Origin of the sequence: Microvirga sesbaniae (assembly GCF_025460805.1) — a bacterium.
GTDB lineage: Bacteria > Pseudomonadota > Alphaproteobacteria > Rhizobiales > Beijerinckiaceae > Microvirga > Microvirga sesbaniae.
In genome coordinates this window covers 25,253-49,339 of the sequence record NZ_JAMXFJ010000014.1, presented here as the reverse complement: position 1 = coordinate 49,339, position 24,087 = coordinate 25,253, and the positions used below count along the sequence as shown (strand labels likewise).

The window sequence follows — 24,087 nt, the reverse complement described above, 5'->3', positions numbered from 1 at the left end:
ATGCGATTTCAATATGTTGGGCCGGCCCATCTGCGTTACCTACAGGTCGATTTTCACCAGCGAGGCCTTGGACATGACGCGGTAGACGCCATCGGCCATTTTCTCTGGGTCGGCTCGCCACTCGTCGATCGGGATGCGGCAGAGCTGCCATCCAGCGTTCTTGATGCGAGCAATGTCCGAAGCCTCTTGCAGAGGCGAATGAAGTCCCGTGATGTAGAAGCTTATGACGTACCGCTGTGGGTCATCTTTTTCGAATCCAGCCAAGAAGCGCGGGAACTTGTGAACGAAGTACCGTTCGAACTTAAGCCGCTTCTGCATCAGGCGGAAAGCTACCTCGAGATCATCACTAGGATCGTTAGCTTCGAGGGGAAGAATGGCTGGATCGATAACCGAGCCGTTTTGACATTCTTTCCAGTAACGCCTCAGTGCCCGGGCGCCATCACTGTTGGCATCGTCTAGCAACTCCAAGTCGAATGAATGGTAGACAACTGTCTTCCATTTCGAGCGGGTCGCAAGCACGTTGACTCGGTTCGCAGCCCCAGGCTGTGAGAGTACGCCAAGATTGGCGATGAATCGTTGCTTCCGGTCTCGGCCATAAGTTGTTGAAACTAGAACAATGTCGCGCTCATCGCCTTGGACATTCTCAAGAGCTTTGACGAAGTGCCTCTCGTGCCCGTTTGTTCCGGCTAGGTCGAGCTCGGATAGGCCCTGTCCTTCCAGCGCTTCCGGAAGCTGGGTAAGGATAAGATCGCGCTGATTTTCATTCAGCGTGATAATGCCCACAGAGCGAGGCGTGCCCCCCAGTGGATTTCTCCTTCGGAAGTTGTTCTCCTTCGCGATCTCTAGTGCATCCGAGATCAAGGCATTTGCTTCAACAACGTTATCGCCGGCTCCGCCTCGGTCGTAGATCGCGTCGGGTACGAATTTAAAGGTAGTTCCGAGGGATCCGTTGCGCAGTGGAGACGGAATGATATCGAGCTGGCCTCCATAGTAGTTCTTGTTCGAGAAGAGGATGAGGCTCTCGTGCTTGGAGCGGTAATGCTGTTTGAGGACCCGTGACGGCATGTTTGAGGCGACGGCGTGATCCAGGAGACTACGGATCATGGTTGCCGAAACTTGGGTCTGGCCGACACGTGCGAACAGGTTGCTCGGCGCCATCTGCTGTGAGTCACCAATAACGATGATCTGGTCCGCCAACGCGGCGACGACAGCGGAATGAGCTAGCCTCATCTGAGATGCCTCATCAACGATCAGGGTGTCGAATGAGACGCCAGGAGGAATTTTCAGGGCTGCGACTGCTGGGGTTGCGACGGCGAACTGAGCTTCGGGTCCCAATGGTGTTCCTCCCTCAGTGAGAAGGACTGGGCCCACAACGTTTTGAGCGTTCTTCGGCCAGCGATCGGCAATGACTTCCAATGCGGCGGTTTTCTCGGCCGAGACAAGGACGCGCTTCCCGTCATTAAGCAGATTAGCAACGACGTTGACGATAGTTTGCGACTTGCCTGCTCCGGGCGGGCCCTGAAGGACGAAGGACTCCCCTGCCCTGGCGGCAGTGACGGCCTCGTCCTGGCTTAAGTCGGCATCGACGATATGCAGGTTTGATGTTTCGAGATGATTTCTCGGGCTCGCTGCATGTAGGCCTGCAAGAATACGAAGTGCACCAACTTCGGCCAAGTGCGGCCGAGCGGAAAGATCCACGGCTCGGTGCATCGCCGCGCTTTTGCCAGCATAGAGGTTAAGGTTCACACGCGCCTTATACCCCAGAACTGCTATGCCACCGGCTTTTACTGGTTCGACCGTGTGGGCCTTCACTGCCAATGCGCGAGAGGGAAGTTTTGTTGGGTCGATCCCAACCGTACATCCAAACGAAGCTGCGAAGAGTGGAAATGTCTCGTTCGGCTCTAAAGGTCCAGCCTGAGCAATCGTGAGGTCGTTTGCGACCGTTACTGGCATGGTAAACAAAGGAGCCATTCGGATCTCACCATCGGCGTCCTTCCACTCGATTGCTCCTATGCCCAGCCGGCGGGTTTCGATGCCTTGTTCGCTGGCGACGATCTCCGCATCGGCTATCAACGATATGATCGAGCGGCGAAGCTCCGCCGCTGAGCGTTGGGACTCTCGAGCCAGCGGCAGTTGGTCAGATCCGATTTTCCAGCGAGTCTCTTGCTGTGAGAGTAGTGAGACCAACGAGTCTGGATCAACGGCGAGGTCAATCGAACGCCCACGTGAGCTCGCGGCCGGAAGCGAAATCATCTTATTTCGCAATCCGAGATCCGTCAGGGCCCGGTAGGCGTCGGTGATAAATGTCACAACGGGATCTGCGGGAGAAGCGAGTTCTGCCTGTTGCATCGGCGTGAAAGGCCCCTGAATTTCGTTTCTGAAATCAGAAATGATTTGCGTACTTTCCACCTTTTATAGCAGACCCTCGCCCAGTTGGCACGGTGTCTCCGCGATTTGGCGACCGCTGAGTTAAGGGTAAACAAATCATGGATGATCCTGATTTGTTCACGCTATTCACAGGACTGACTCCTGTTCAAAGGGATCCTATTCCTCGCCTCCGACGTTCGCCTTATGTTCCGCGAAACTGGAGTGAATCGGCCGCGTAGTGCCGATCCTCCTGTCGGGATTGCTTTGTCTGAAGGTTGGCGCAGGGGGTTTGAATGAGGCGGATGGTGTCCGTGTATCTTCCGACCTGGTCAACAGATCGGGTCAGGCGGCATGGTGGCCCTCCTCCCGACGAGCCTCTGGTCACGGCCGTATCAATCGGATCAGCCCGGCGGATCGGGTGCGCCTGCCCCAAGGCATTGGAGTTGGGTCTCGGTCCAGGACTTCCCATTGCCCAGGCACAAGCCCGTGTTCCGAACCTCCATGTGGTTGATGCCACGCCAGAGGAGGACAGGGCCGCATTGGAGCGGTTGGCACGGTGGGCGATCGCCTTTTCACCGGTCGTCGCCCTCGATCCGCCGGACGGAGTTTGGATCGACATCGCGGGTGTGGCCCATCTCTTTGGCAGCGAGGAGAAGCTGCTTGAGCACCTCTTGGGTCGTCTGTCGGGTCAGGGGATCAACGCGAAGGCTGCGATTGCCGATGCGCCGGGGACTGCATGGGCAGCCGCCCGCTTTCGAGGCGGAGGGATTATTCCAGTGGGCCGAAGTGTCGAGGCCGTAGCAACCTTGCCGGTCGCCGCCTTGAGGATCCCTTCCCAGACCGTGGCCACGATGCAAAAGCTTGGGGTCGATCGTGTCGGTCAGCTTGCGGCCATGCCCCGGGCGCCGATGGTTCGCCGCTTCGGGAAAGACGTGGCGCTCAGGCTCGACCAGGCGCTGGGTCATGCCTTTGAACCGATCAACCCGCTGATCCCGCACGAAACGGCAATGGCGAGCCGCGCCTTTGCGGAGCCGATTGGCCGGCTGGAGCATCTTCAGCAGGTGGTCAGGCATTTGGCCGAGGACCTGTGCGGCCAGCTTGTCAAACGAGGTCAGGGTGTGCGGCGATTGGATTTGATCCTCCGCCGGGTCGACCAGAAGGGGGCCTCGCTGCGGGTTGGCACGGCCAAAGCGACCCGGGAGTACGCCCACCTTGCGAAACTCTTTGATGAGCGACTGGAAACAATCGATCCAGGCTTCGGCATTGAGGAGATGGTTCTTGTGGCGAGCAAGGTCGAGCCATTCGCCGAAGCGCAGGTGGAGGCCAGGGGCATCGATGCCGCTGAAACGCAGGATGTGGACCTGAGCCGTCTTGTTGACCGGCTCAGCGCGAAAGTGGGCAGCGCCCGCGTCTATCGCCTGGCCCCTGTTCAGACCCTGGTGCCTGAGCGGATGGTAAAGCGGATCTCACCGCTCGCTCCGCCGACTGGGGAAGTCTGGCCCGAAAACTTGCCGCGACCGCCCCGTCTGCTCGATCCGCCGGAGCACGTGGTGGCGACGGCACTTGTCCCGGATCACCCCCCTGCCCTCATCGTCTGGCGCAAGGTCCGGCATAAGGTGATCCATGCTGATGGTCCGGAACGGATCGCGCCGGAGTGGTGGGCCGGAGATAAGGATGGCCCCTCTCGGGACTATTATCGCATCGAAACCGATCGGGGCGGCCGGTTCTGGATCTTCCGCGATGCCCCTATGGCCGAGGGCGGTCGCTGGTGGATGCATGGGTTCTTCGGCTGATGTACGCCGAGTTGCAGGTCACCAGCCACTTCAGCTTTTTGCGAGGAGCCTCCAGTCCGGCCGAATTGTTCGAGCAGGCGAAGCTCCTTGGGATCACCGCGCTGGGAATTGTCGATCGCAACTCGCTTGCCGGGATCGTGAGGGCGTATGAGGCCTCACGGGAAACGGGTCTCCGGCTTGTCGTGGGTTGCCGACTGGATCTGACAGACGGGACCTCGCTGCTGGTTTATCCGACGGATCGTGCCGCTTATTCGCGCCTCTGCAGGCTGCTGAGCGTCGGCAAGAGCCGGGCCGGCAAGGGGCGATGCCTTCTCACCTGGGAGGATGTCACCGCGTGGCAGGAGGGGCTTTTGGCCATTCTCCTCGGCGACGATGCGGATGAAGAGCTTAAATCGAACCTCGCGCGGCTGAAGGCGACCTTCGGGGATCGAGCCTATATGGCTCTCATCCGCCGTTTTGCGCCCAACGAGCACGCGCGCCTGTATTATGTGGAGCAAGCGGCCCAGGCGGCGAAGGTGCCGACGGTTGCCATGGGTGACGTACTCTACCATCACCCCTCCCGCCGTCGCCTGCAGGATGTGGTGTCCTGCATCCGCCAGCGGTGCACCATCGATGAAGCCGGGTTTCGGCTGGATCGCCATGCCGATCGATTCCTCAAGGATCCGGCAGAGATGCAGCGCCTCTTCGAGCGTCATCCAGAGGCGTTCTGGCGTATCGGTGAAATCCTGGACCAATGCACCTTCTCCCTGGACGAGCTGCGGTACCAATATCCCTCGGAGACGGACCCCGGCGAGACCGCCCAGGAGAAACTCGAGCGCTTAACCTGGGAGGGTGCGGCCAAGCGCTATCCGGAGGGTGTCCCTGACGTAGTGGCGGCGACCTGCCGTCATGAGCTCCATCTGATCGAGGAGTTGGGGTATGCCCCTTACTTCCTGACGGTCCATGCGATCGTGAGCTTTGCGAAGTCTCGGGGGATCTTGTGTCAGGGGCGGGGCTCGGCTGCGAACTCCGCCGTCTGCTACGTCCTCGGCATCACCTCCATCAATCCCACCGAACACGATCTGCTCTTTGAGCGGTTCGTGTCTCAGGAGCGCCGGGAGCCACCGGACATCGACGTGGATTTCGAGCATGAGCGTCGTGAGGAGGTGATCCAGTGGATCTATGACACCTATGGCCGGCACCGTGCGGCCCTGACGGGCGTCGTGATTACCTACCGCGCCCGTGGCGCCGTCCGTGAGGTCGGCAAGGTGCTGGGCGTGCCGGAGGATGTCACGGCAGGATTATCCGGTCTTGTCTGGGGTTGGGGCAACGAGGGTGTGACTGACAAGGAGGCGAAGGAGCTCAATCTCAATTTGAGCGACCCGCGTCTTCGGATGACCCTGGAACTCGCCTCCGAGCTGATCGGAGCGCCGCGCCATCTCTCCCAGCACCCGGGCGGCTTTGTCCTGACGCAGGAACGTCTTGATGACTTGGTGCCGATTGAACCGGCAGCGATGGAAAACCGCCAGGTGATCGAATGGGACAAGAACGACATCGATACCCTGAAGTTCATGAAGGTCGATGTGCTGGGGCTGGGAATGCTCGGCTGCATGCGCCGTGCTTTTGATCTCCTGCGGGAGCACAAGCAGGTTGAGCACGATCTGTCGTCGATCCCGCTCGATGATCAAAAAACCTATGAGATGATCCAGAAGGCGGACACGGTCGGCGTGTTCCAGATCGAGAGCCGCGCCCAGATGGCGATGCTGCCACGGGTTAAGCCAGCGAACTTCTATGACATCGTTATCCAGGTGGCGATCGTCCGTCCCGGGCCGATCCAGGGCGATATGGTGCACCCATACCTGCGCCGACGGGAGGGCCGCGAAAAGCCGGAATATCCTCGCCCGGAATTGCAGCGTGTTCTGGAGAAAACCCTGGGCGTGCCCCTGTTTCAGGAACAGGCGATGCGGGTTGCCATTGAGTGTGCCGGATTCACCCCTTCCGAGGCTGATCAGCTTCGGCGAGCTATGGCGACGTTCAAGCTGACGGCCGGCGTGACTAAGTTTAGGGATAAGCTGGTCCAGGGAATGATCACCCGAGGCTATGATGCGGAATTTGCCGAACGGACTTTCAAGCAGCTTGAAGGCTTCGGATCCTACGGCTTTCCGGAGAGCCACGCGGCATCGTTTGCCAAGATCGCCTATGCCTCCTCTTGGATGAAGCGGCACCATCCGGACGTGTTCTGCTGCGCGATCTTGAATGCCCAGCCGATGGGCTTCTATGCTCCTGCCCAACTGGTACGGGATGCAAGGGCTCATGGGGTCGAGATCAGGCCCGTCGACGTCAATTACTCCCGTTGGGACTGTACCTTGGAGCCGACGCGCAACCGGCACCGCTTTGCGGTGCGCCTGGGGCTGCGCATGGTGAGAGGGCTCGCTAATGCCGACGGCGGCATGATCCCGATTGCAAGGGGCGAAACACCCTATAGCTCGATCGAGGAGCTTTGGCGGCGTGCTGAAATCCCGGTGTCAGCCCTTGAGCGCCTGGCCGAGGCTGATGCGCTTGGCTCCCTTGGGGTAAGTCGCCGCGATGCCTTGTGGACAATCCGGGGGCTGTCGGACGAGGTCATGCCCCTGTTTGCCGCGGCCGACGAACGGGACCGGGTCATCCGGTCCGAGAGTACCGAACCCTCAGTGGCACTCACTCCGATGACGGAAGGCCGGGAGGTGGTGGAGGACTATCGCTCGAAAGGTCTGACCCTGCGGCAGCATCCCCTCGCCTTCCTGCGCGGTGAGTTACGGGAGCGAAGGATTCATAGCTGCGCCACCCTACGTCGCGTCCGAGACGGCCAGCGGCTCACAATTGCGGGTCTGGTCCTGGTGCGCCAGAAGCCGGGATCGGCGAAGGGCGTGATGTTCATGACCATCGAGGATGAGACTGATGTGGCCAACATCATCGTCTGGCCGTCCCTTTTCGAGAAGCAGCGCCGTTTGATCCTCTCATCCGGCATGATGGCGGTGCGGGGACGCTATCAGCGTGAGGGCGGAGTAACCCACCTGATCGCCGAGCATCTCATCGACCTGTCAGACCTGTTGCGCAGCGTCGGCGACCGGGATGATCCCTTCAGCATGCGCCATGGACGCGGCGACGAGGCGAAAATCGGTACCCGCGACCGCCTCCGGGAGGGCGCAAGGGAGATCGTTGATGCGCGGGAGGCAGAATTGCCGGAGCAAATTGTGGAGGCTCCGGTCATCAGGGTTGCAACGCGGGATTTCCACTAAAACCGCAATGAGGGAGCGGCGGCGGGTTTTGCCGCCACTCCCGAAGCCCCGCCGGTCACCAGGCCAAGGGCTTAGGACTGCTTATCCACGGCCTCGTAGAAGGCTTGGATCTGTTCAGCAACCTCGACCCGGAATGGACCACCCCAGTCTTGAACCCATTTCGGGGCATTCTGGGTGTAGCGAAGATCGTCCGTGTTGTGCTGATCGTCCTCGAGCTCCATCGCCTTCTGGCGTCCCATGGCTACGATCTCGGCCGTTATGTCCCAGACAGTGTCACCTTCCGGATCAACCGCCATTGCATAATCCCCCACCCATGCCTGAGGGGTAAACTCTGCAGTGACCTTCGGGCCCGAAGCCGGCATCATCAGACGGGCAAGCTTGATCTTCCATTCATCGAAGTCAGCGGCGTTCTGGACGATCCAGTCGAAGGGGATCAGGACCTGCAGTGTATGGCTGGTCTCGTCCGGCTCGTCTTCCTCGACGATGACGTGACCGCCGATCGCCTGCAGGCGGGGTTGGATCTCTTCGGCATATGACTTGAGCTTCGCGAGCACCGTAATACGGTCTCCCTCGCCTTCCTGGCCATAGCCGACCTCAATGGTGGGGCACGCGAACTTCCGGCCTTCATAGAGGCAGCTATAGGCCATGTGTGGCCAGTAGCCGTTCGGAAGCGCGATACCGTCCTCGCCCACGAACGCGCTTTCCTTCTGGGTCAATGGATAGAAGAAGCCGTCGTCGTCGAGGCTCCATTGAAGTCCAAGTTTTTGGAGAAGACGCGGTCCACCGTGGGCCGACTCGCAGCACCCGTTGGTCGTATATAAGAGGCCTCCGGCATACGTATCAGGCTCGTCCGAGACCCATTTGTGAACGGGTGGCAGACCGTTGGCATCTTCAGGCTCATCGCCTTGTTCCTCTGCCTCTTCGATCTTTGACGCAACCCAATCCCAATATCCGCGGCGGGTATCGCCGTTCTCGACCTCGTACTTCCAATCCTCGGACGGATAGTCGGGGTGATCGTCCCAAACACTATCGATCCCGGCGATCAATGCCGGAGCATTGGAGTGAGTAGTACTCGGGAGTGACTGGGGTGCGACGCCCGCCGAACCCCGCGTTTCGCTTCTGGGCTTCTTCGACTCCGACACTGCGCTCGGGACAACACCAAGGAGTTCACGAAGGAGCGGCAGCGGCACTCTCAGCGTGTCGGTTGACGTGTTGAGGTATTCTTCGTGCGGTGCGTCGAAGTATCGGCGGATGATCTCCTTGTCGGAGAGCTTGGTAAGATCGTCACCAGCGTCTGCCGCGTTGCCGGGTCGGAACGTCCAGTCATTGAACAGACTGGACCGGCAGTAATCGGCGACTTCCGCGTCGAGGGCCTCTTGTGTTGCCATCACATAGAGGTTGTCTCCATGCTTATGGCTGACCTCTCCAATGAAGAGCGGAATTTCCACGGTGTCGGAGGCGCCGATGCCGTCCAGGCTTGCCTGTAGCGGCAGGATCTCATCGTCCAGAAGGCGCGACAGGTTGAGAAGGTGTCCGTAAGGTGTGGGACCGAAGATCTCGGCGCGCTCCTCGGCAACCACTTGGTCGACGAAGGCCTGGTCTACCGCATAGGCGGAGTTGGCAAGGGGATCACGAACCACGATGATTGTCTCCCCCGACGGCAGGGCGACTTCCCCGATGGGCTCGGCCATCGGCGGATTGAGATCGCCCGCCTTGCCAGCAGCGGTGAGTTCGTTCTGGTTGTGGTAGCCGAACGCGGCGGCAGCGACTTCCAGGGTTTGATGACGCTTGCAGGGGATGCCGCGGGCCTTGAGGACTTTCTCAAGACGATCAAGATGAACGGATAGCGATTTCATAAGCTGTCTCCTTCAGGGCAGCCGGCATGCTCTATCGAGACGGGGGTTCCATTGACCGCGAGCCGGCCGCCGCAGGATGCAGCAGGGGTTAATCGCAGGGTGACGTTGGACAGGATTCGCCTGCGGCCGAGAGCAGGCCACGAGAGACAAGGTCTCTTTGGAACCGGCGGGCTTACCTGAGGCCCTTAAGGGGTCGAAGGCCCCTTCGGCACGGCCGCTATGGCCGTGGCGGAGAGGTCATCACCATTGTTTTGGGGTTTGGTCCATCTTTGGACCGATAGACAATCCTAGTTCAGGGGGTAGCCTATCTGCATGAAATTTGGGGGTGCAGAATGCCGAAATTCTTAAAGGACGGAGAAATCCTGAAGGCCGTTAAGGAGATCATCGATGGCGGCAATAAGTGTCGGCTTGCGGTCGCCTATTGGGGCTGGGGTGCAGCGGAGAAAATCGGAATTGGTAAAGCGAAAGGCCCGAGGGTCGATATAATCTGCGATCCATGGAGTGGAGCTTGCAATAAGGAACAGCTTCTAGCCTTGGCAAAGAACCCAAAGGTGAGATTGAGGCATCTGCGGGATCTCCACGCAAAAGTCTATTTGACCTCCAAAGGAGCCGTGATTGGCTCCGCAAACGCATCGACGAAAGGTCTTGGCAAATCCGACGGGCAAACCATCAATCATGAGGCGGCGATAAAATTCGGAGCCAATGAAGACCGAAAGGATTTAAGTGACTGGTTTGAGAGCAAGTGGAAGTTGGCCCGACGCCTTACCGAAAAGCAGATTGTAAAACTTCCCGTCCTTCCAAAGCCACCTGTAGCAAGCATCAAGCAGCCGCAGCGGACGGTTATGGAAGTAATGGGAACGGACCGGGATTGGTTTCGTCAAAACCGCGTTCGGCTAATGGCGTACGATCCAGATGAAGCCAGTGATGCAGCGGTAGCCTTATACAAGAAGACCGCGGATGAAGTTTATGACCCAGCCACACGAAAGGAATACGAGGATAACTACTACTACCCAATTTTCGAAGCCGTACCAGGCTGGAAGATCGATCCTTCTGATATTGTGATTTGCTTCGCGTTCGATGGAAAAACCAAGGAAGTTGAATTCGACGGGATCTGGACTCTGAAAGACGAAGATCCGCGTGTCGAGGGAACGACAAAGATCTTGTTCTTGGATGGTCACACAGCTGTGGAGGATCTAAAGTTTCCACGATCGGAGATCGCCGCGCTACGAGCAAAGGTGAAACGCTACTTAAAAGCAAATAACTACAAGGAGGACCGCTATGGCGACCTCATTGATATGAATCTGGCAGATTTTTGGGAAAGTCCGCTGCTGGATGACCCTTGGCTCAGGAAGCTGGATCCGATGGCCAAGAGGAGGATCCTTAACTTCGCAGCCAAGCAAATGCCAAAGGTCGAGAGCATCTTCGTAGGCAAGATCGGGGAAGGTCAGCAACCAAACTTCCGGCTTCATTTCAAATCTGAACCGCCAAAGGATTATAACGGCAAAACTTTCAAATCGGGGAAGTTTGACGAGCTAAAGGGTGGCATCAAGAATCCTAAGAATCTCGTTGAGCTCCGGCAATCTTGAATGGGAGAGATATGTGAGCCGTATCTTGAGTTTGGCGATGTTGATGTTAGTCGCCTTGGCACCAAAGGCATTTGCCGAAACGTCTTGGCAGCGAGATACCCGTCGCCTATGTACCTCGACACAGCAACAGGCCTGTTGGATCAAACCTGGCGCGGCGCTCTGCGATAAGGACCAGATGCGTTGTGACAAGCTGCCGGATCAGGCTCCGGCTCGGATCATCGGGCATAGCGGGGGTCGCTGGAATGTCCAGACAGCTTATGGCACTGGTTGGGTATCAGAGCGCATGATCATGATGGACTGCCGCTTCATGGCGCCGCCGCACCGGTGCGCAGGAGATGTCCGGTAGCCAGCAGAAGCTTTTCATCATCAGAATCCGGCGATAGGCGGCGCAACCTTCCTCCTCTGTGCGCCGCCTTGACGAAGTGGTTCTCTAGGACGGCTATGCGGCTGCTTCGCCTTCTGGCGATCTTCCGGGGCGAGGAGCGCTGGCCAAGTGCTGCTCAATGAGCTTGCGCGCTTCTGTGTCCGTGATTTGATTCACTGCCGCGACCTCCTTGATCATGAAGTCCAGAGCGCTCTCGAAGATCTGCCGCTCGCTATAGGATGCCTCTTCCTGCTGCGGCCCTCGGTTTAGATCCCGCAGAACCTCGGCGATCGCTGTCAACTGGCCTGTTCCGATGCGCTCTTGGAAATCTGCAGCACGGCGGTTCCACATTCCGCGCTTTGCGCGAGCCTTTCCACTCAGGATCTCAAGTGCCTGGCTGACAACGGCCGGCTCAGACAGCTTTCTCAAGCCGCTGCTTTTCGCCTTAGCCAGAGGAAGGCGAACGGTGAGTTTGCCAGCGTCGAACCCGATTACGAGGAGTTCAAGCTTGAACCCAGCGACCTCTTGCTCCTCAATTCCTGTGATCGCACCGACGCCGTGACCCGGATACACGACCGCTTCGCCAGTCTGGAAGGTCAGAGGATTATTCTTCGTCGTCATTCAGATCAGATCTCCTTGAGACACAGATCATTTCTCGGTCGAACTAATCTGTGCCGCAGACGTCGAATTCACTACGCTCATACGGCGAGTGTAAATGGTTTGAACTCGATATCTTTTGTGCGGTTCCCGCATATCGGATTCCCACCGTGGCTGCGCAAGGGGGACTTTCAACGATGGTTTACGCTGGCTACGCTCGGTCGGCTGTAGCGTCGTCTCATCTCTAAATGCCGCTGCTTAAAAGCAGTCCTGGAACGATAAGGCGGTTTGGTTAACGGGCTGTTTACGAGAGGGGCAAAGGCCTCAATCCAGAATAGGGCGGCTTGAGCCCTGCCCGCTGGCGCGCTAGGCGGCGGAGTTCCTGACAACCGGCATTCAGACTAGCTCCTGGCGGGTTGATGTGCTTGTACGGGTCCCAGAACGCTTATCTGCCTTCCGGTGAACGGTCGATGCCAGCAATAATCTCCAATTGTCCGATCGTACTGGCCGCCCGGAGAATTTTCTCGATAGGATGTTCCGGCGGTGATTTCCTGCGCTTACCCGGCATGTTGTTCTCCTGATCGGCATTGAAACTACGGAAAATTTGCAGATAATCGCCTCGGTCTCACAACCGGAGAGAACTGGCGTGCAGAGGATGACGGCAATCATGAGTGAGGGCATTCCCGGCCCCGTCATGCCCGTCGTGCGCCCGAAATCCACTCGTCTCGCTCGAATAGTGGCGCCGCGCGCCTGGTGAAGCGACCCCGCTGAAGATTCTCGGGGCGCATGCGCCCCGCCCGCGGCGTCCCGCCCAGCCATGACCCTGTCCGCCCTCTTGTCAGGCGCGGATCAGCGCACCTTCGAGAGAGCGAGCGATGACCATTTTCTACACGAGCGACACCCATTTCCGGCACAAGGCCGTTCTGCACTTTGACCGCCGCCCCTTCATCACCGCCGAGGAGATGGAGGAGGAGATCATCCGTCGCTGGAACCAGCGCGTCCGGCCCACCGACACCGTTTGGCACCTGGGCGATTTCGTGTGGGGCAAAGGCCAGCATGCCGCAGCCATCCTTGGCCGCCTCAACGGCCAGAAGCATTTCGTGTGGGGAAATCACGATCATTCCACTGTGAAGCGCTTGCCGGAATGGGTTTCGTCCCAGGCTTACGCGGAGATCCGGGACGGTCAGGACTTTGTCGTCCTGAGCCATTACGGGCACCGGGTCTGGAATAAGGCTCATTATGGAGCCTTCCATCTGTACGGTCACTCGCACGGGTCCCTGCCGCCGCAGGGGCGCTCCCACGATGTGGGGACGAACGTCTGGGACTATCGGCCCGTGACGCTGCCGGAGGTAAAAGAGCGTTTGGCTGGTCTGGGCCTGCTGGAGAGCTATGGCGTCCATCATGGGCAGGAAACGAGGCCCGTTGGGTAAACGGGCTTTAGGCGATTGGCGGCGCGCCCCTTCCCTCCTGGCGCCGCCAATCGAAGCTGTCAGGCAGCCAAGGCCATTTCTGGGTGGGAAGCGACTTCGGCCTCTTCGTCATCGAAGGCGAAGGCCAACACGCGTTCATCATGAAGCTGCTGCCAGTCGATTTCTCCCGCCTCGAGCAACTCTCGCATCTGCTCACGGGCATGATGAAGCCGTGCCTCAAGAGGGCTCAAAGGTAGCGGCATCCTCAGATCCAGGAGGGCTGGCGGATGGCGGTTCTCGCCGGCCGGAGCCTGCAGGGCATCCAGCTGCTTTAGGTACCAATCGGTCATGGTCTGGGCGAGGAACTGGTTGGTCTTGCTGATCCCGGCTTCCCGCGCCTCAATCCGAGCTTTGGTGCCATAGGCCTGCGAGTCCACGGTGGCGACGCGGGGATGCTGGCGCAGCTCGGCCGCCCCGACTCCTTTGAGGCCGAAGAGGTGAAGCTGGATGGGTGTCCCGCGCAGTTCGCGATCCAGTGTCTCGATCACCTGCAGGATGCCTTGGGGACCGTGGAGGTGCCGCCGGCACATGGATCCGACCCCGACGATCGGAAACCCGGAGAGATCCGGTATGCGCTCCAGGCAGCGGACGTAATCTTCAGGCATCCAGCCCTGCAATACAGGCATCAGGCGGCTGAGGATTCCTCGCTCTCTGGCGCCGCGGATACAGGCGCGGTTGAGATCCACGGTGCCGGAGATCCTGTCCAGGACCAGATCACGGTTTCGGGCGATCTCCGGCTCGACGCAGAGGTCCATTGAGGCGAACCACTGCCACGGGTATGCAGCGCCAAGGTCGAGATACTGATCGACCGTCCAGGCGAAGCCCCGGTATCGGCTCGCGGCGACGAAGCCTGCGCTATCAAGATATGCTTCTAAGCCGTTGAGATGTTTGAGGTTGCTGGTTCTGAATCCGTGCCAGACGGGGATGTCGCTGGCATCCTTCTTCCAGACCGACAGGGCGTTGGCACTGATTAGGACCGGTGCATTCAGGGATCGGGCAGCATCGATCAGCGGCCCTCTCATCACATGAGGGAGGCCGAGCAGAAACTTGAGCATGGGTTCTTTGTCCGGAATGGCGGGGATTGTCAGTCCGCAACGGGCAAAGAAAAAAGGACCGGCGAAACTCACCGATCCTTTCGAAACTTCAATGATTTAAGGGAGGGATCTGAACCACTACCTTAATGGTGCTGGTGCCTCTGACGGCGCATATGCCATTCATTCAGAACAACCGCGCCGATGCCGATCGCCGCGACAAGAGCGGGGGCAATCACGAAGGCTAGTAACTCTGTTCCGTTCATGGCTTCAACCACCTCAGGACATATCTTCCCAGTAAATGTAGTAGGATCGCGACGGATAGCCAACCCAGAAGACCGATAGTTAGTTTCTTGGTCTCCATCAATTCCGCGAAACCGTTCAGGTTGTAGACGGCTGCAGCGATCGGACCGGCGACCCCGACAGTCAGGCAGGTGGTGGAAGCTCGATCCAGAGCATTGACCAGGTATTTGATTCGTTCGTTCTCGACGTGCTTCAACTCAAGCTGCCTCCCTCCGGGAATCTTTTGAGGATCCGGTTGAGCTTCTTGGGGTTTGTCGTCCCTTTGGCTCATAGGGAGGGCTCTGCCGAGTTCTTAGGCGACCTTGGTTCCGCTGCGGGATTTGATGGCTTCGAGCGCAGCATCGGCGCTCTGTTGCAGCCGAAGCTCGGCCAACTGCTGGCGAAGACTCAGGTACAGCGGCCGAAAAGCTGGGCCGTTTTGCTCTACGATGTCGGCAAGAATATTGACGGCCTTGAGGAGTTTCTCCTCGGTGATGGGTCCACGGTCGTGGTTGGGCAAAGCCGTCATAGTGCGTACTCCTTACAAACGAGGAGGCACACTGCCGCGATCATCTTGATACAAGGTTAAGCTTGCCCAGGGCTTGTGGAAGCGACTGAGCTGCCACGACCAATCTTACGGCGCCACCCTCGCACAATGCTGCTGCGGTAAGCGAAGCGCAGGGAAAGGGGGCTCCCATGTGTAAGAGACAGATTGAAAGGCGGCCAGCACCGGCGAAGCCATGCAATGACAATGAGCCACGTGCCATCAGCTTTTTGGCGCGGCGGCCAATCGCCTACCGTACGGGCATCCTGGCGGCAGCTTTGGAGCGGACGGAACGTGTCAGGCTGGATGTTCTGGCTGCTGGTGTGGTGACGATCCAGGGACAAGGTCCAAGGCCGAAAAAAGAGAAGCGCCCATCGTCTCAGCGGGCGCTTTAAGGATTCCGGCCGTAGGGGCAACTAGACCGGTTCGGGTTACTCAATCAGGTTCGCTCGCCGTCGTCTGTCGGGAAAAAAACAATTCTCGCAAAAAGTTATGCCGGGCATATCGCGACTAAGCGGCTCATAAAATTGCCACGGTTGAACGGCCAAGGTTCGCGTGTGCGGTTTCAGCCTCCTTGAGCCGCATACGCCCTGGCTGAGGATCCACCCGATTTCCTTGGCCGGGGCTCCAACCGCCCTCAGCCGGAGGTCTGGCAAGACCCCTCGGTGAGGGCGTTTTGCTGTACTCCCAGCGATAAGGCTCCGTTAACCATCCTCGCGGACGATAGCTTGCCTGATCAAGACTGGGGGAAATGGCATGAATGTCGTGGTTTTCGCGTCCCGCAAGGGCGGTTCTGGAAAAAGCACCCTAGCCGCGCATCTGGGGAGCTATATGGCCGAGAATGCTCGCCCGACGCTCCTGATTGACGCGGATCCGCAGGGGTCTCTGGCCCTTTGGAACCGGGTTCGGGGCTCACAGGATCTTCCGCTCCACGTTGGCACCAAGCATCTCGCGGCCACCTTGGCGAAGGCGCGCCGTGCCGGGGCTGAATGGGTTCTGATCGACACGCCGCCGAATGCGGAAGCCCCTGTGGCCGAGGCGATCTGGCATGCGGATCTTGTCGTGATCCCAATGCGTCCGGGGCTGTTTGATGTCGATGCCGTCCAGGCCACGATCCAGATGTGCCGTGAACTCAAGAAGCCTTATGCGGTGGTGATCAACGCCGCGCCAGCCAAGAACGGCTCGGAAGATCCGACGGTGATGGACGCACGGGGCGCGATGCAGGCGCTCGACGTTCCGACGTGGAGTGGTCAGATCACGCATCGCCCCGAACTGTCGCTTTCCCTGGCTCATGGAGCCGGCGTGAGCAAGTTCAGCGCCGGGTCGCCTGGATCGGAGGAGATCGGCAGCCTTTGGCGGGCGCTCACAAGGAGCTTCGAGGCGATGAAGGCGATGTCGGGCAACCAGGCTCAATCGGCCTGACCCGCACGAGCGAGCCAGAATCCTTGGCCATGGAAGCCTCGGTCGGGTGGGCAGGCTTACAGCTTCTCAGGGAACCGGAGGTAGGCGTCGGGGTCGATCCCGTTCTCCTTCATCGCGTCCTTGAACCCGGCGAGGTACATGATGTCGCCGGCGGTCATCGGCGAGCCGTCCGGCTTCTTGAGCGAGGTCGGCTTGAGGAAGACAGAATCGGGATGCGCCTTGTGCATGTGTCCGAGCTCACTCTGCAGGCCGCGGCGCATGGCGTGCTCCTGCATCAGTTCCCATTTCAGGTCGCCAATGTGCCGACGCAGGGTGGCGAGGGCCTCCTCGTACTGATCTACCGTCGCTTCCATCCTTTTCGCCGCTCCCCAAGCGAGCGCGTAGGCCATGTTGTCGTCCATCGGTCGTCCTTCAGGTTTGGGAAAATCCATAACGCGCGGTGGGGGAGGCTCAAAATCTAAATCGCTCCTAGTGGTAAATCTGGGCTTTGCACGCGCATAGAACGCAAAACTGAGCCGCAAAAATTCGCATTATGGGAACCACGGAACGATGCCGGGCAAAAGCTTCAGTTCTCAATGATGGCGGTGATCAGGTTTAAAGCCTGAACGGCAGAGGCGACGACTCCTGCGGCTTCGTCAAAGGTCCGTGTATCCCTTGCGCCTCTGGGCGTCGGCCCACAGCTCCAGGGCGCGGGTGGCCTGGGCTTCCTCGGGGTAGATATCGACCTTCTCCTGGCCCTTGGAGCCAACGGCTCCCCAATTCCGCACCAGCCGGATGGTGCCAAACAGGTCGCGTTCGATCATCAGGCTGAAGAAGCGAGCCCTGCCCTGCTCCGGGTCGCGCCGGTAAAGCACCAGGTGGTGCTTTATGGGCGAGCGGGCATCAGACATCCGGGCCGAAGTCCCTTAGGAGGAGCGGCTATTTTGGAGCGCACGCTCCATTTCGTCCATCATGGCCGCCTCGAGCTCGCCGAGATCGACCGTGGCAACTTGGCCCCTGCGGGTCACTGGCGCGGCAGGAGAGTTGGTCACCGGCACCTGCTTGGCTGTGGGGCGGGCTACCGGGATACGAGCCTGAACTGGGAACCGGTTCTCGAGGGTGTCGAGCAGGCCGCTGAGCGCCTCGTCGGACAGTGGAACCTCTGGAGCCTCGTTGAGCCCACTCAAGGCCAAAGACTGGTTCGTGTAGCGGTCATCGCCCGTGACCTCAGGACCGAACCAGGGGAGTGGCCGGAACCCCCTCGCCTCGCCGTCCGTATCGAATTCGACCGTAACGACCTGAAATGAGCGTGGCCGGAAGGTCTGGTCCACCAGGGCGGCGCGATCCCCGATCTGAAGCCTGGTGCGGGCGTAGTCGACCTCGCCGGCACAGACATCGAGGAGCGCGTGGGCGTGAGCCACCGGAACTTCGGTCTGTTCCTCCGTCTCCCCATGAGGGCCAGCCGCTCTTAGGATGAGGAAAGCTCTATCCTCTTCGAGCCGGACCCAGGAGGTGCGGTCCGATTGTGCCGGGAAGAAGCCTTCGACCTGGCGAAGACCTCCTCTCTCCCGCTGAATGAGGCGGGCAAGAGACGGGGCGAGGAGAAATCGGCGGCGAATGGTCATGGAATTTAGGGAATGAAAGGATTTGAGGAGATTTGGTTCTCGTAATCACGGGGCAAGGGCGAGGCAACCCCTGAAACCCGCAGGATAGTCCCCGGTCAGCCGCATACCCCCGCCCGAGACCTCTCCTTTTCGCTGATCTTCTGCCGAGTCAGATACTCCCGTCCGTAGAGGAAGAGCGGCTCAGCCTTCTCACCCCGCATGTCCGACCAGGCGGTGACGCTGGCGAACGGGACCATGTGGTACTGGCACGAGGAGCCAGATCGAGGCTCGAAGAGGACCAGTTGGTCCTCGGGACCCTCAGCAATGGCTCCCGTAAGGGAATGACGCGAGTTCAGATGGAGGGTCACGACACGGTCGAGCGGTAGTTCCTTGAGACCGGCCAGAGGGTCGGCCCCGGCAGTCGCGGCTGGCTTGAGGGCCTCATCGGCCGGTTTGTCGAGCCGGCTTCGAAGCTCCTCAACGAGGTCGAGGCCCGAACAGCCGATCTCAGTGGCATCCCGCAGGCAGAGGACATCTGGCGCCTCGGTGTCCGAGAGCGAGACCCTCTCGGTATTCGCCAGAATGGCGAAGTAGCTTTGGATTTCATTGAGCAGTTCGGCGACCGTCTTAAGTGTGGTCGGCGTAGCGGGGTTATCCATCGGCAGGGTTCCTCGTGAACGGGCGGGTGCGTCAGGCGGCGATCTGCTGGCCGATCTTGTCGATCAGGTCGTTGGCCCGGGCGATGATCCGGGTCCGGATGTCGCGCTCATTCTCGGCGTACTGATCCGGGTGGTAGATCAGTGTCACGGCGCGCCGAAGCTTGGTGAGTTGATCCTTGGCTTTGATGGGCTGGGCCCGGATGAAGGTTTCCGTGACGGACCAGAGGCGATCTTCCTGAAGATCGGTGGGCTTGGCCGCGGGCTCGGGGGCCATCGGACGCGCCTTTTGGTGCGAGGCCTCGACGGTGCAGGAGAGTTCCAGCGAGGAGATGTCGCCGACGGCGAGGTCGGCGACCGGCACCGGGACCGTGAGCTTGTCTGATCCGAAGTAGACCACCAGGGTCATCGACTTCGTGAAATCGCGCTCCTTTCCGGCAAACGCGCTGCCGTAATAGGTCGTGCCATCTTGGGCGGTTGCGCGGAGCTTGCGGTATATGCCGCCATTCGTGGCCTGGAAGACCGCATCGGTCAGGTGGATGTCCAGCTTGTCGACCCGGACGTCGGCTCTGGTGCCCTCATCCTGGCGATTGACCGTAAGGAAGCCGAGGTGAAATCGGCTGTTGTCGTTATGTGCGCGGCGCATCGTCATGGCGGGACCACCATTCATCGGAAGAACTGGAAAGGAAGGGGTGACGGTTGGGCGCTAGTGACTGGCGTCAGGCAAAGAGGACGTGAGAGTGCCCGTCCTCGAAGGCCTCCAGCGCAAGGTCGCGATCATCCTCAACGAGGTCTGAGGCGACCGACGGCTTCTCGAGGGTCTGCCACTGAGGACCTTCGGCTTGGGCCTCGTACCGGTCGTACCACCGTTCCACGGCCATCGGGATAGCGGGAACCATGGAGACGCGATTGTCCCAGCGGCCGCCGTCGCAATCGATGCCACCATAAACGATGGCGACTTTGCCGCTTTCCTGCAGCTGCCCGATCCTCGTTTTGAGATCGGCCCGTCGGGCGAGGAAATTCACCTTGTTACGATTCAGTTCGCGGACCAGACGACGGATGAGGCTGCGGTACTTGCGCGTGAGCTGCATCGAGATCTCCCTTCACCCTTTCCGGGGATTTGACCAACTGTCGGGTTCACCCAATGTCCGAGTTAAAGCGAGAATTCTGTTGGTTTCGTATGCCCAGCTTAGCCGCAACGGCTTCTTCCGGCAGGCGTTATCCCTTCGTCGGGAGGGGCAATCTCCTCAACGTGTAGGCCGCGGCTTGATCCTCACCGGAGGAGGAAATCATGTTTGACATTGCTGGCTCGGACCTCCTGCCAGACTGGCCGCGCCTGCTGACGTTTGCGGTTGCCAGTTTCGCCCTCAATGTCACGCCAGGCGCCGACATGACGTTTGTCGCCACATCAGCGGCCCGAGGCGGAGCTAAGGGTGGGATAGCCGCAGCGCTTGGCGCCGGCGCAGGCTCGATGGTCCATCTGCTGGCGGCAGTTCTGGGCCTGTCGGCGATCATCGCGTCGTCCCAGACAGCCTTCACCATCCTGAAATGGGTGGGTGCAGCGTACCTGATCTATATCGCCTTTACCCTGATCCGCAGCGGGCCTACCCACTCACACGACGTGGAGGTGCCCCGCTCCACTGCGGCCGTGTTCCGCTCAGGAGCAATGGTGAACCTCCTGAACCCGAAGGTGGGCTTGTTCTTCCTCGCGTTCTTGCCCCAGTTCATTGACCCTGTGCATGGAGTGGCTGCGATCCAGACCTTTCTTCTGGGTCTGTGGTGCAACGTCGGTGGGACGAGCGTGAACCTTCTTGTAGCGCTTGTAACCGCGCGTGCCGCCACTCGCCTGGCCAGCGTCGGATGGATCCGTCAAGCGGCACGTTGGATAACGGCAACAATCATGGGCGGATTGGCCGTGAAGCTCGTCACGTCCGACAATCGGTAGCCGTTAAACTCCAGCAGCGGATAATGTGAGCTCTGCATGAAAACGGGCGGTCGCGATGACCGCCCTTGTCGCCCTCAAGCCGCTTCCGCCTGGACCGGTGTGTCACGCTCAACGGTCACAACCGGAGAGCCGCCATTCTTCAGGCTCACCATCACCCTCAACACGATGGTCTCCTCCTCTCCTTCGACGTCGCTCATGAGCGAATACGCCTTGTCTTGGACAGCCGACTGAACCTCCCGCTGGAAGTGGGAGCGCGACGTTCCAGTGATCTTCGCAATCAGCGTAGCGAACGATGCGCTGTGGTTGTCCTCCTGGAGGGAATAGTCCCCGCCCTCATCATTGTACCAGGGGACTCCCCGGAGCATGCGGGTCTGGACTTCGTCCTCACGACCCTTGGCGATGATCAGATAAGGGTCGTAGGTATCCCAGTCGGGATTGAAGTAGATCGCTGCGATGGGAGCCGAGAGGGTTCTGTCATCTCCCTGCGGGTCTTCAATCGTAAACATCAGGGCAAGGTCTTCCACGACCGTGTTGTAGAGATCGTCGATCTTGACCGTGGCATCGCCAATCGCACCGCCGACCTCGGTATATTCGAGGGCGTAGCCGGACTCTCCATCGTCGAGGGGCACGTGGATTTCGTCGCCCTCGGCTTTGATCACAAGGGTGTTGCCGACCACATGCGGAACGACCCCCTTTCCAAGCGCTTGGTCGATGTCTCGGTCCTCGAACATGACCCGCGTCACGGGTGCACAGCCATCGCTCCCGACGATGTTCTCCAGCATCGACTGCAGGTAGCCACTTTCCTGGACGTGGTAGGAATCGAGGGTCACGCTGACGATCTCATGGCGCTCCAAGCGGTCGCCATCGGCCGCTATCAAGCCGCCGTCGACAGGCATCCAGCTGGTGCCTGCGAGATTGGAGACGACGCAGGAGGGGCGCGGAAGGGGATAGGGCGAGGTCCCGCGCAAGGGGTGGTCGGCCGGAAGACCGTTGACGATGGCCGGGTTCGAGATCATCCGGCAATAGAGCTGCTCGACCGTCTTCCAGATCAGGTCCAGACCCTCATCCTGGATCAGGACATCGCGTTCGGGCAGTTTGAGCTTCAGGCGGCTCGTATCGTGCACATCGATCAGGACGATCGTGCAGAAGCTGGTCTCAACGAACGCCTTCTTCTCGGTGCTCAACTCGACCGTCTTCTCTGCGGCCGGGATCTGATGCCGGGCCTGGGTGTCGCTCAGGCTGATGACCTTGCCGAAGAAGTTGATCTTGGTTTTGTCCATCCGCCAGAACTCGCCGCGAACGCGGGCTAGCTTGATGGTCACGCCATGGATCGTCTCGGAGGTAACAGCGGTGATCTGGCCTTTGTGGTCCTCCAGGGTGTGATCAAGGAAGATCCTGGGCAGGACCACCGTCGGCACCTCCTGAGGAAAGCCTTCAAGAGTGGCGGTCAGTCCGGAATAGCGGATGCAGCGCTCGATGATCTCGCCGAGGCGTTTACCCTCATGCTCCTCCAGGGCTTTGAGCGGGATGAATGCTCGGATCCGGATGGAGAGTCCGTCCTGATGGGGAAAACCACGGGTGAGTGCGGCGGTCGTGCCGCCCGTGAAGGCCTCCTTCGGCACCTGCATCTCCCAGTCATGGGAGCGTACGACGACGTCGTACTTAGAGAGCGCGAAGAAGCCCAAACCCGCTGGCACCTCAAAGGTCTCCGTCGCATCGTCGTTTTTGCTACCGCCCGCCATCAGCAGGATGTGGGCGTTATCGGCCGTCAGTCCGTGCCCATCGTCGGCGATAACGAGATCGCCGCCTTCGAGGGTGAACCGGACGGATTTCGCCCTGGCGCGGCGGGAGTTCTGAATCATCTCGTCGATGATGCAGTCTTGGGAGTGGCTGAAGAACTGATCCGCCCGGGTGATGAGCTTGCGGCCGAGGGTGGCTTCAACGGAAGTGGTGGTGAGCGTGTTCATTGCAATTGCCTTGGAATATCGAGGGGAGTTAGCCGGCGAGGTTGAGCAGAGCGGAAACGGCATTGTCGTTGCGATGCTCGTCATCGGCTTTGAGGATCCTGGCGACGGCCGGAAAGATCTTTACGATGTCCTGATAGGTGACGCAGTCGTTGAAAGCCTGGACGAAGGCTGGAACCTGGGCGAACTCCGCCATCACCGCCGGGCAGATCTCCTCTTCCAGAATTCTGACATGTTCCTTGAGGCTGGCTTGATACGTCTCGACCCCGGAGGCCTCGGTCGACAGGGCCCAGGAAAGGGATGCGACGGGGAGGAAGGAGGCGCTTCCGCCCCGCCCTCCTTCGTGAACACGCTTGAAGTTGAGGATTTCGCCGGCCATCGGCTGACGGTTCATCGCTCCTTCCGGTAGTTGGAAGGTCAGAAACCCCGGGCGGGAGCAGTGGTCGATCCATACACCCCAGACGCTGCGATAGGTGTGAGCGATTTCCACGTATCCGAGCAGGTGGCTTGCCAGCGCTCCGATCTCCAACTCGGAGGTATTCTCAGTTAGGCCCGCAAGAGTGAATTCCTCAAAAGCCTTGTAGCGCTCAGAAGCGATGGTCCCGATCTGGTAGGCGCAATGAACAATGTCGCTCAGAAGGCGAGAGCGACGCTCGTATAGGGGTTTGCAGGCCTGGGCATTGATCAGTGAAACCGCGTGCAAAAGCGCGCGGGTGCGATGCCCGTTCCTGAGCTTGAAATCATGTGTCATGGGATCCTCCGGTCAACTTTGTGCCGGTAAGGGTGGGTTGCGGTTCGATCGACCCTGCGTCGAGCCCGCGCCGTCGAGATTCTTCTCTTGGGGATTGAGAAATGCCGACTGGCAGATGAGCAGAATTGGAAAAGAAAAAGGCTGACCCGAACTCAATCGGGACCAGCCTCTTGAACGCTTGAGGGGGAAGAGTGTTAGGCTGCTGCAGGAACCTGGTCGAGGAAACCCACGACCTCCTTCAGGCGCCCATTGTCCAGAGTGGCAAAGTCGGTGCCCTTGATCGGCCCGTCCACCCCTTCTGGCCCGAGCTGCCACGAGAACCGGACGTTGCTGCCATGGCCGTCGGGCTGACCGACCAGCGCGAAGCGAAAGCCGGGGAAGCGCTCGTGCACGGCGCTGATGAGGGCGCCGATCTGGTTGTGGCCGCTGCCCTGCATCAGTGGGTCGATGTAAGTACCATCGTCGGTCCAGAGATCGGCCAGCAGCGCCTGCCGACGGTTGGCATTCGTCTCATTCCAGAGAGCGATGTAGCGGTTGGCGATTGAGGTGGCGTCGGTCATGAGATGTCTCCTGATGGTGGGCTGGGGTAATCCCGGCATGAGGACCATGGAGGAGACGCA

The 24,087-nt window shown here is 59.7% G+C and carries 21 protein-coding genes; 6 read left to right on the top strand and 15 right to left on the bottom strand.

The window, feature by feature from the left end; genetic code table 11:
• Nucleotides 1-39: 39 nt before the first annotated feature.
• Nucleotides 40-2,409, bottom strand: a complete 2,370-nt coding sequence (locus OCW50_RS18810; RefSeq protein WP_262298600.1) for an AAA domain-containing protein — start codon at nt 2,407-2,409, stop codon at nt 40-42.
• A gap of 251 nt (nt 2,410-2,660) precedes the next feature.
• Here OCW50_RS18810 and OCW50_RS18805 point away from each other — a divergent pair, with 251 nt between their 5' ends.
• Complete coding sequence (locus OCW50_RS18805) at nt 2,661-4,160, top strand: Y-family DNA polymerase (RefSeq protein ID WP_262298599.1); 1,500 nt, start codon at nt 2,661-2,663, stop codon at nt 4,158-4,160.
• On the top strand, nt 4,160-7,417 hold the full coding sequence (locus OCW50_RS18800; protein WP_262267363.1) for an error-prone DNA polymerase: 3,258 nt from the start codon (nt 4,160-4,162) through the stop codon (nt 7,415-7,417). The genes OCW50_RS18805 and OCW50_RS18800 overlap by 1 nt, the downstream gene beginning before the upstream one ends.
• Before the next feature lie 71 nt (nt 7,418-7,488).
• On the opposite strand, the gene OCW50_RS18795 is transcribed toward OCW50_RS18800, so the two are convergent.
• Entirely contained in the window at nt 7,489-9,273 is a 1,785-nt protein-coding gene (locus OCW50_RS18795; protein WP_262267265.1) for a hypothetical protein, read from the bottom strand.
• 332 nt (nt 9,274-9,605) lie between these two features.
• On the opposite strand from OCW50_RS18795, the gene OCW50_RS18790 reads away from it, so the two are divergent.
• On the top strand, nt 9,606-10,859 hold the full coding sequence (locus OCW50_RS18790) for a phospholipase D family protein (RefSeq protein WP_262267266.1): 1,254 nt from the start codon (nt 9,606-9,608) through the stop codon (nt 10,857-10,859).
• A gap of 439 nt (nt 10,860-11,298) precedes the next feature.
• Here OCW50_RS18790 and OCW50_RS18785 read toward each other — a convergent pair whose 3' ends face one another.
• On the bottom strand, nt 11,299-11,844 hold the full coding sequence (locus OCW50_RS18785; RefSeq protein ID WP_262267267.1) for a CarD family transcriptional regulator: 546 nt from the start codon (nt 11,842-11,844) through the stop codon (nt 11,299-11,301).
• A gap of 851 nt (nt 11,845-12,695) precedes the next feature.
• Between OCW50_RS18785 and OCW50_RS18780 the strand changes: the two genes are divergently transcribed.
• The gene (locus tag OCW50_RS18780) at nt 12,696-13,250 is read left to right on the top strand and encodes a metallophosphoesterase family protein (protein WP_262267268.1); all 555 of its coding nucleotides are present in this window, start codon (nt 12,696-12,698) and stop codon (nt 13,248-13,250) included.
• Nucleotides 13,251-13,309: 59 nt separating this feature from the next.
• Here the strand turns inward: OCW50_RS18780 and OCW50_RS18775 are convergent, their stop codons facing one another.
• The 3 genes from OCW50_RS18775 to OCW50_RS18765 form a co-directional block, all read right to left on the bottom strand.
• A complete protein-coding gene (locus tag OCW50_RS18775) occupies nt 13,310-14,416 on the bottom strand; it encodes a deazapurine DNA modification protein DpdA family protein (RefSeq protein ID WP_262298598.1) in 1,107 nt (368 codons plus the stop codon).
• 166 nt (nt 14,417-14,582) lie between these two features.
• On the bottom strand, nt 14,583-14,894 hold the full coding sequence (locus tag OCW50_RS18770; protein ID WP_262267270.1) for a hypothetical protein: 312 nt from the start codon (nt 14,892-14,894) through the stop codon (nt 14,583-14,585).
• 21 nt (nt 14,895-14,915) lie between these two features.
• Nucleotides 14,916-15,131 (bottom strand): hypothetical protein, encoded by a 216-nt coding sequence (locus OCW50_RS18765; RefSeq protein WP_262267271.1) that lies wholly within the window; start codon nt 15,129-15,131, stop codon nt 14,916-14,918.
• A gap of 771 nt (nt 15,132-15,902) precedes the next feature.
• Here OCW50_RS18765 and OCW50_RS18760 point away from each other — a divergent pair.
• Nucleotides 15,903-16,568 carry an AAA family ATPase gene (locus OCW50_RS18760; protein WP_262267272.1) on the top strand — a complete coding sequence of 222 codons (666 nt, stop codon included), beginning with the start codon at nt 15,903-15,905 and terminating at the stop codon, nt 16,566-16,568.
• 56 nt (nt 16,569-16,624) lie between these two features.
• On the opposite strand, the gene OCW50_RS18755 is transcribed toward OCW50_RS18760, so the two are convergent.
• The 6 genes from OCW50_RS18755 to OCW50_RS18730 form a co-directional block, all read right to left on the bottom strand.
• Nucleotides 16,625-16,969, bottom strand: a complete 345-nt coding sequence (locus OCW50_RS18755; RefSeq protein ID WP_262267273.1) for a hypothetical protein — start codon at nt 16,967-16,969, stop codon at nt 16,625-16,627.
• Between the two features lie 234 nt (nt 16,970-17,203).
• Nucleotides 17,204-17,458 (bottom strand): WGR domain-containing protein, encoded by a 255-nt coding sequence (locus tag OCW50_RS18750; RefSeq protein ID WP_262267274.1) that lies wholly within the window; start codon nt 17,456-17,458, stop codon nt 17,204-17,206.
• 15 nt (nt 17,459-17,473) lie between these two features.
• Nucleotides 17,474-17,968: a CYTH domain-containing protein gene (locus OCW50_RS18745; protein WP_262267275.1), complete on the bottom strand. Its 495-nt coding sequence runs from the start codon at nt 17,966-17,968 to the stop codon at nt 17,474-17,476.
• 299 nt (nt 17,969-18,267) lie between these two features.
• Nucleotides 18,268-18,810, bottom strand: coding sequence for a hypothetical protein (locus OCW50_RS18740; protein ID WP_262267276.1), 543 nt, complete (start codon nt 18,808-18,810; stop codon nt 18,268-18,270).
• Between the two features lie 31 nt (nt 18,811-18,841).
• Nucleotides 18,842-19,459 (bottom strand): hypothetical protein, encoded by a 618-nt coding sequence (locus tag OCW50_RS18735; protein ID WP_262267277.1) that lies wholly within the window; start codon nt 19,457-19,459, stop codon nt 18,842-18,844.
• Between the two features lie 67 nt (nt 19,460-19,526).
• Nucleotides 19,527-19,898: a hypothetical protein gene (locus OCW50_RS18730; RefSeq protein ID WP_262267278.1), complete on the bottom strand. Its 372-nt coding sequence runs from the start codon at nt 19,896-19,898 to the stop codon at nt 19,527-19,529.
• 200 nt (nt 19,899-20,098) lie between these two features.
• On the opposite strand from OCW50_RS18730, the gene OCW50_RS18725 reads away from it, so the two are divergent.
• Nucleotides 20,099-20,752 (top strand): LysE family translocator, encoded by a 654-nt coding sequence (locus tag OCW50_RS18725; RefSeq protein WP_262267279.1) that lies wholly within the window; start codon nt 20,099-20,101, stop codon nt 20,750-20,752.
• Between the two features lie 74 nt (nt 20,753-20,826).
• On the opposite strand, the gene OCW50_RS18720 is transcribed toward OCW50_RS18725, so the two are convergent.
• The 3 genes from OCW50_RS18720 to OCW50_RS18710 form a co-directional block, all read right to left on the bottom strand.
• Entirely contained in the window at nt 20,827-22,719 is a 1,893-nt protein-coding gene (locus OCW50_RS18720) for a hypothetical protein (RefSeq protein WP_262267280.1), read from the bottom strand.
• A 28-nt stretch (nt 22,720-22,747) separates the two neighbouring features.
• Nucleotides 22,748-23,467: a hypothetical protein gene (locus tag OCW50_RS18715; RefSeq protein WP_262267281.1), complete on the bottom strand. Its 720-nt coding sequence runs from the start codon at nt 23,465-23,467 to the stop codon at nt 22,748-22,750.
• Nucleotides 23,468-23,661: 194 nt separating this feature from the next.
• The gene (locus OCW50_RS18710; RefSeq protein ID WP_262267282.1) at nt 23,662-24,027 is read right to left on the bottom strand and encodes a nuclear transport factor 2 family protein; all 366 of its coding nucleotides are present in this window, start codon (nt 24,025-24,027) and stop codon (nt 23,662-23,664) included.
• Nucleotides 24,028-24,087 lie beyond the last annotated feature (60 nt).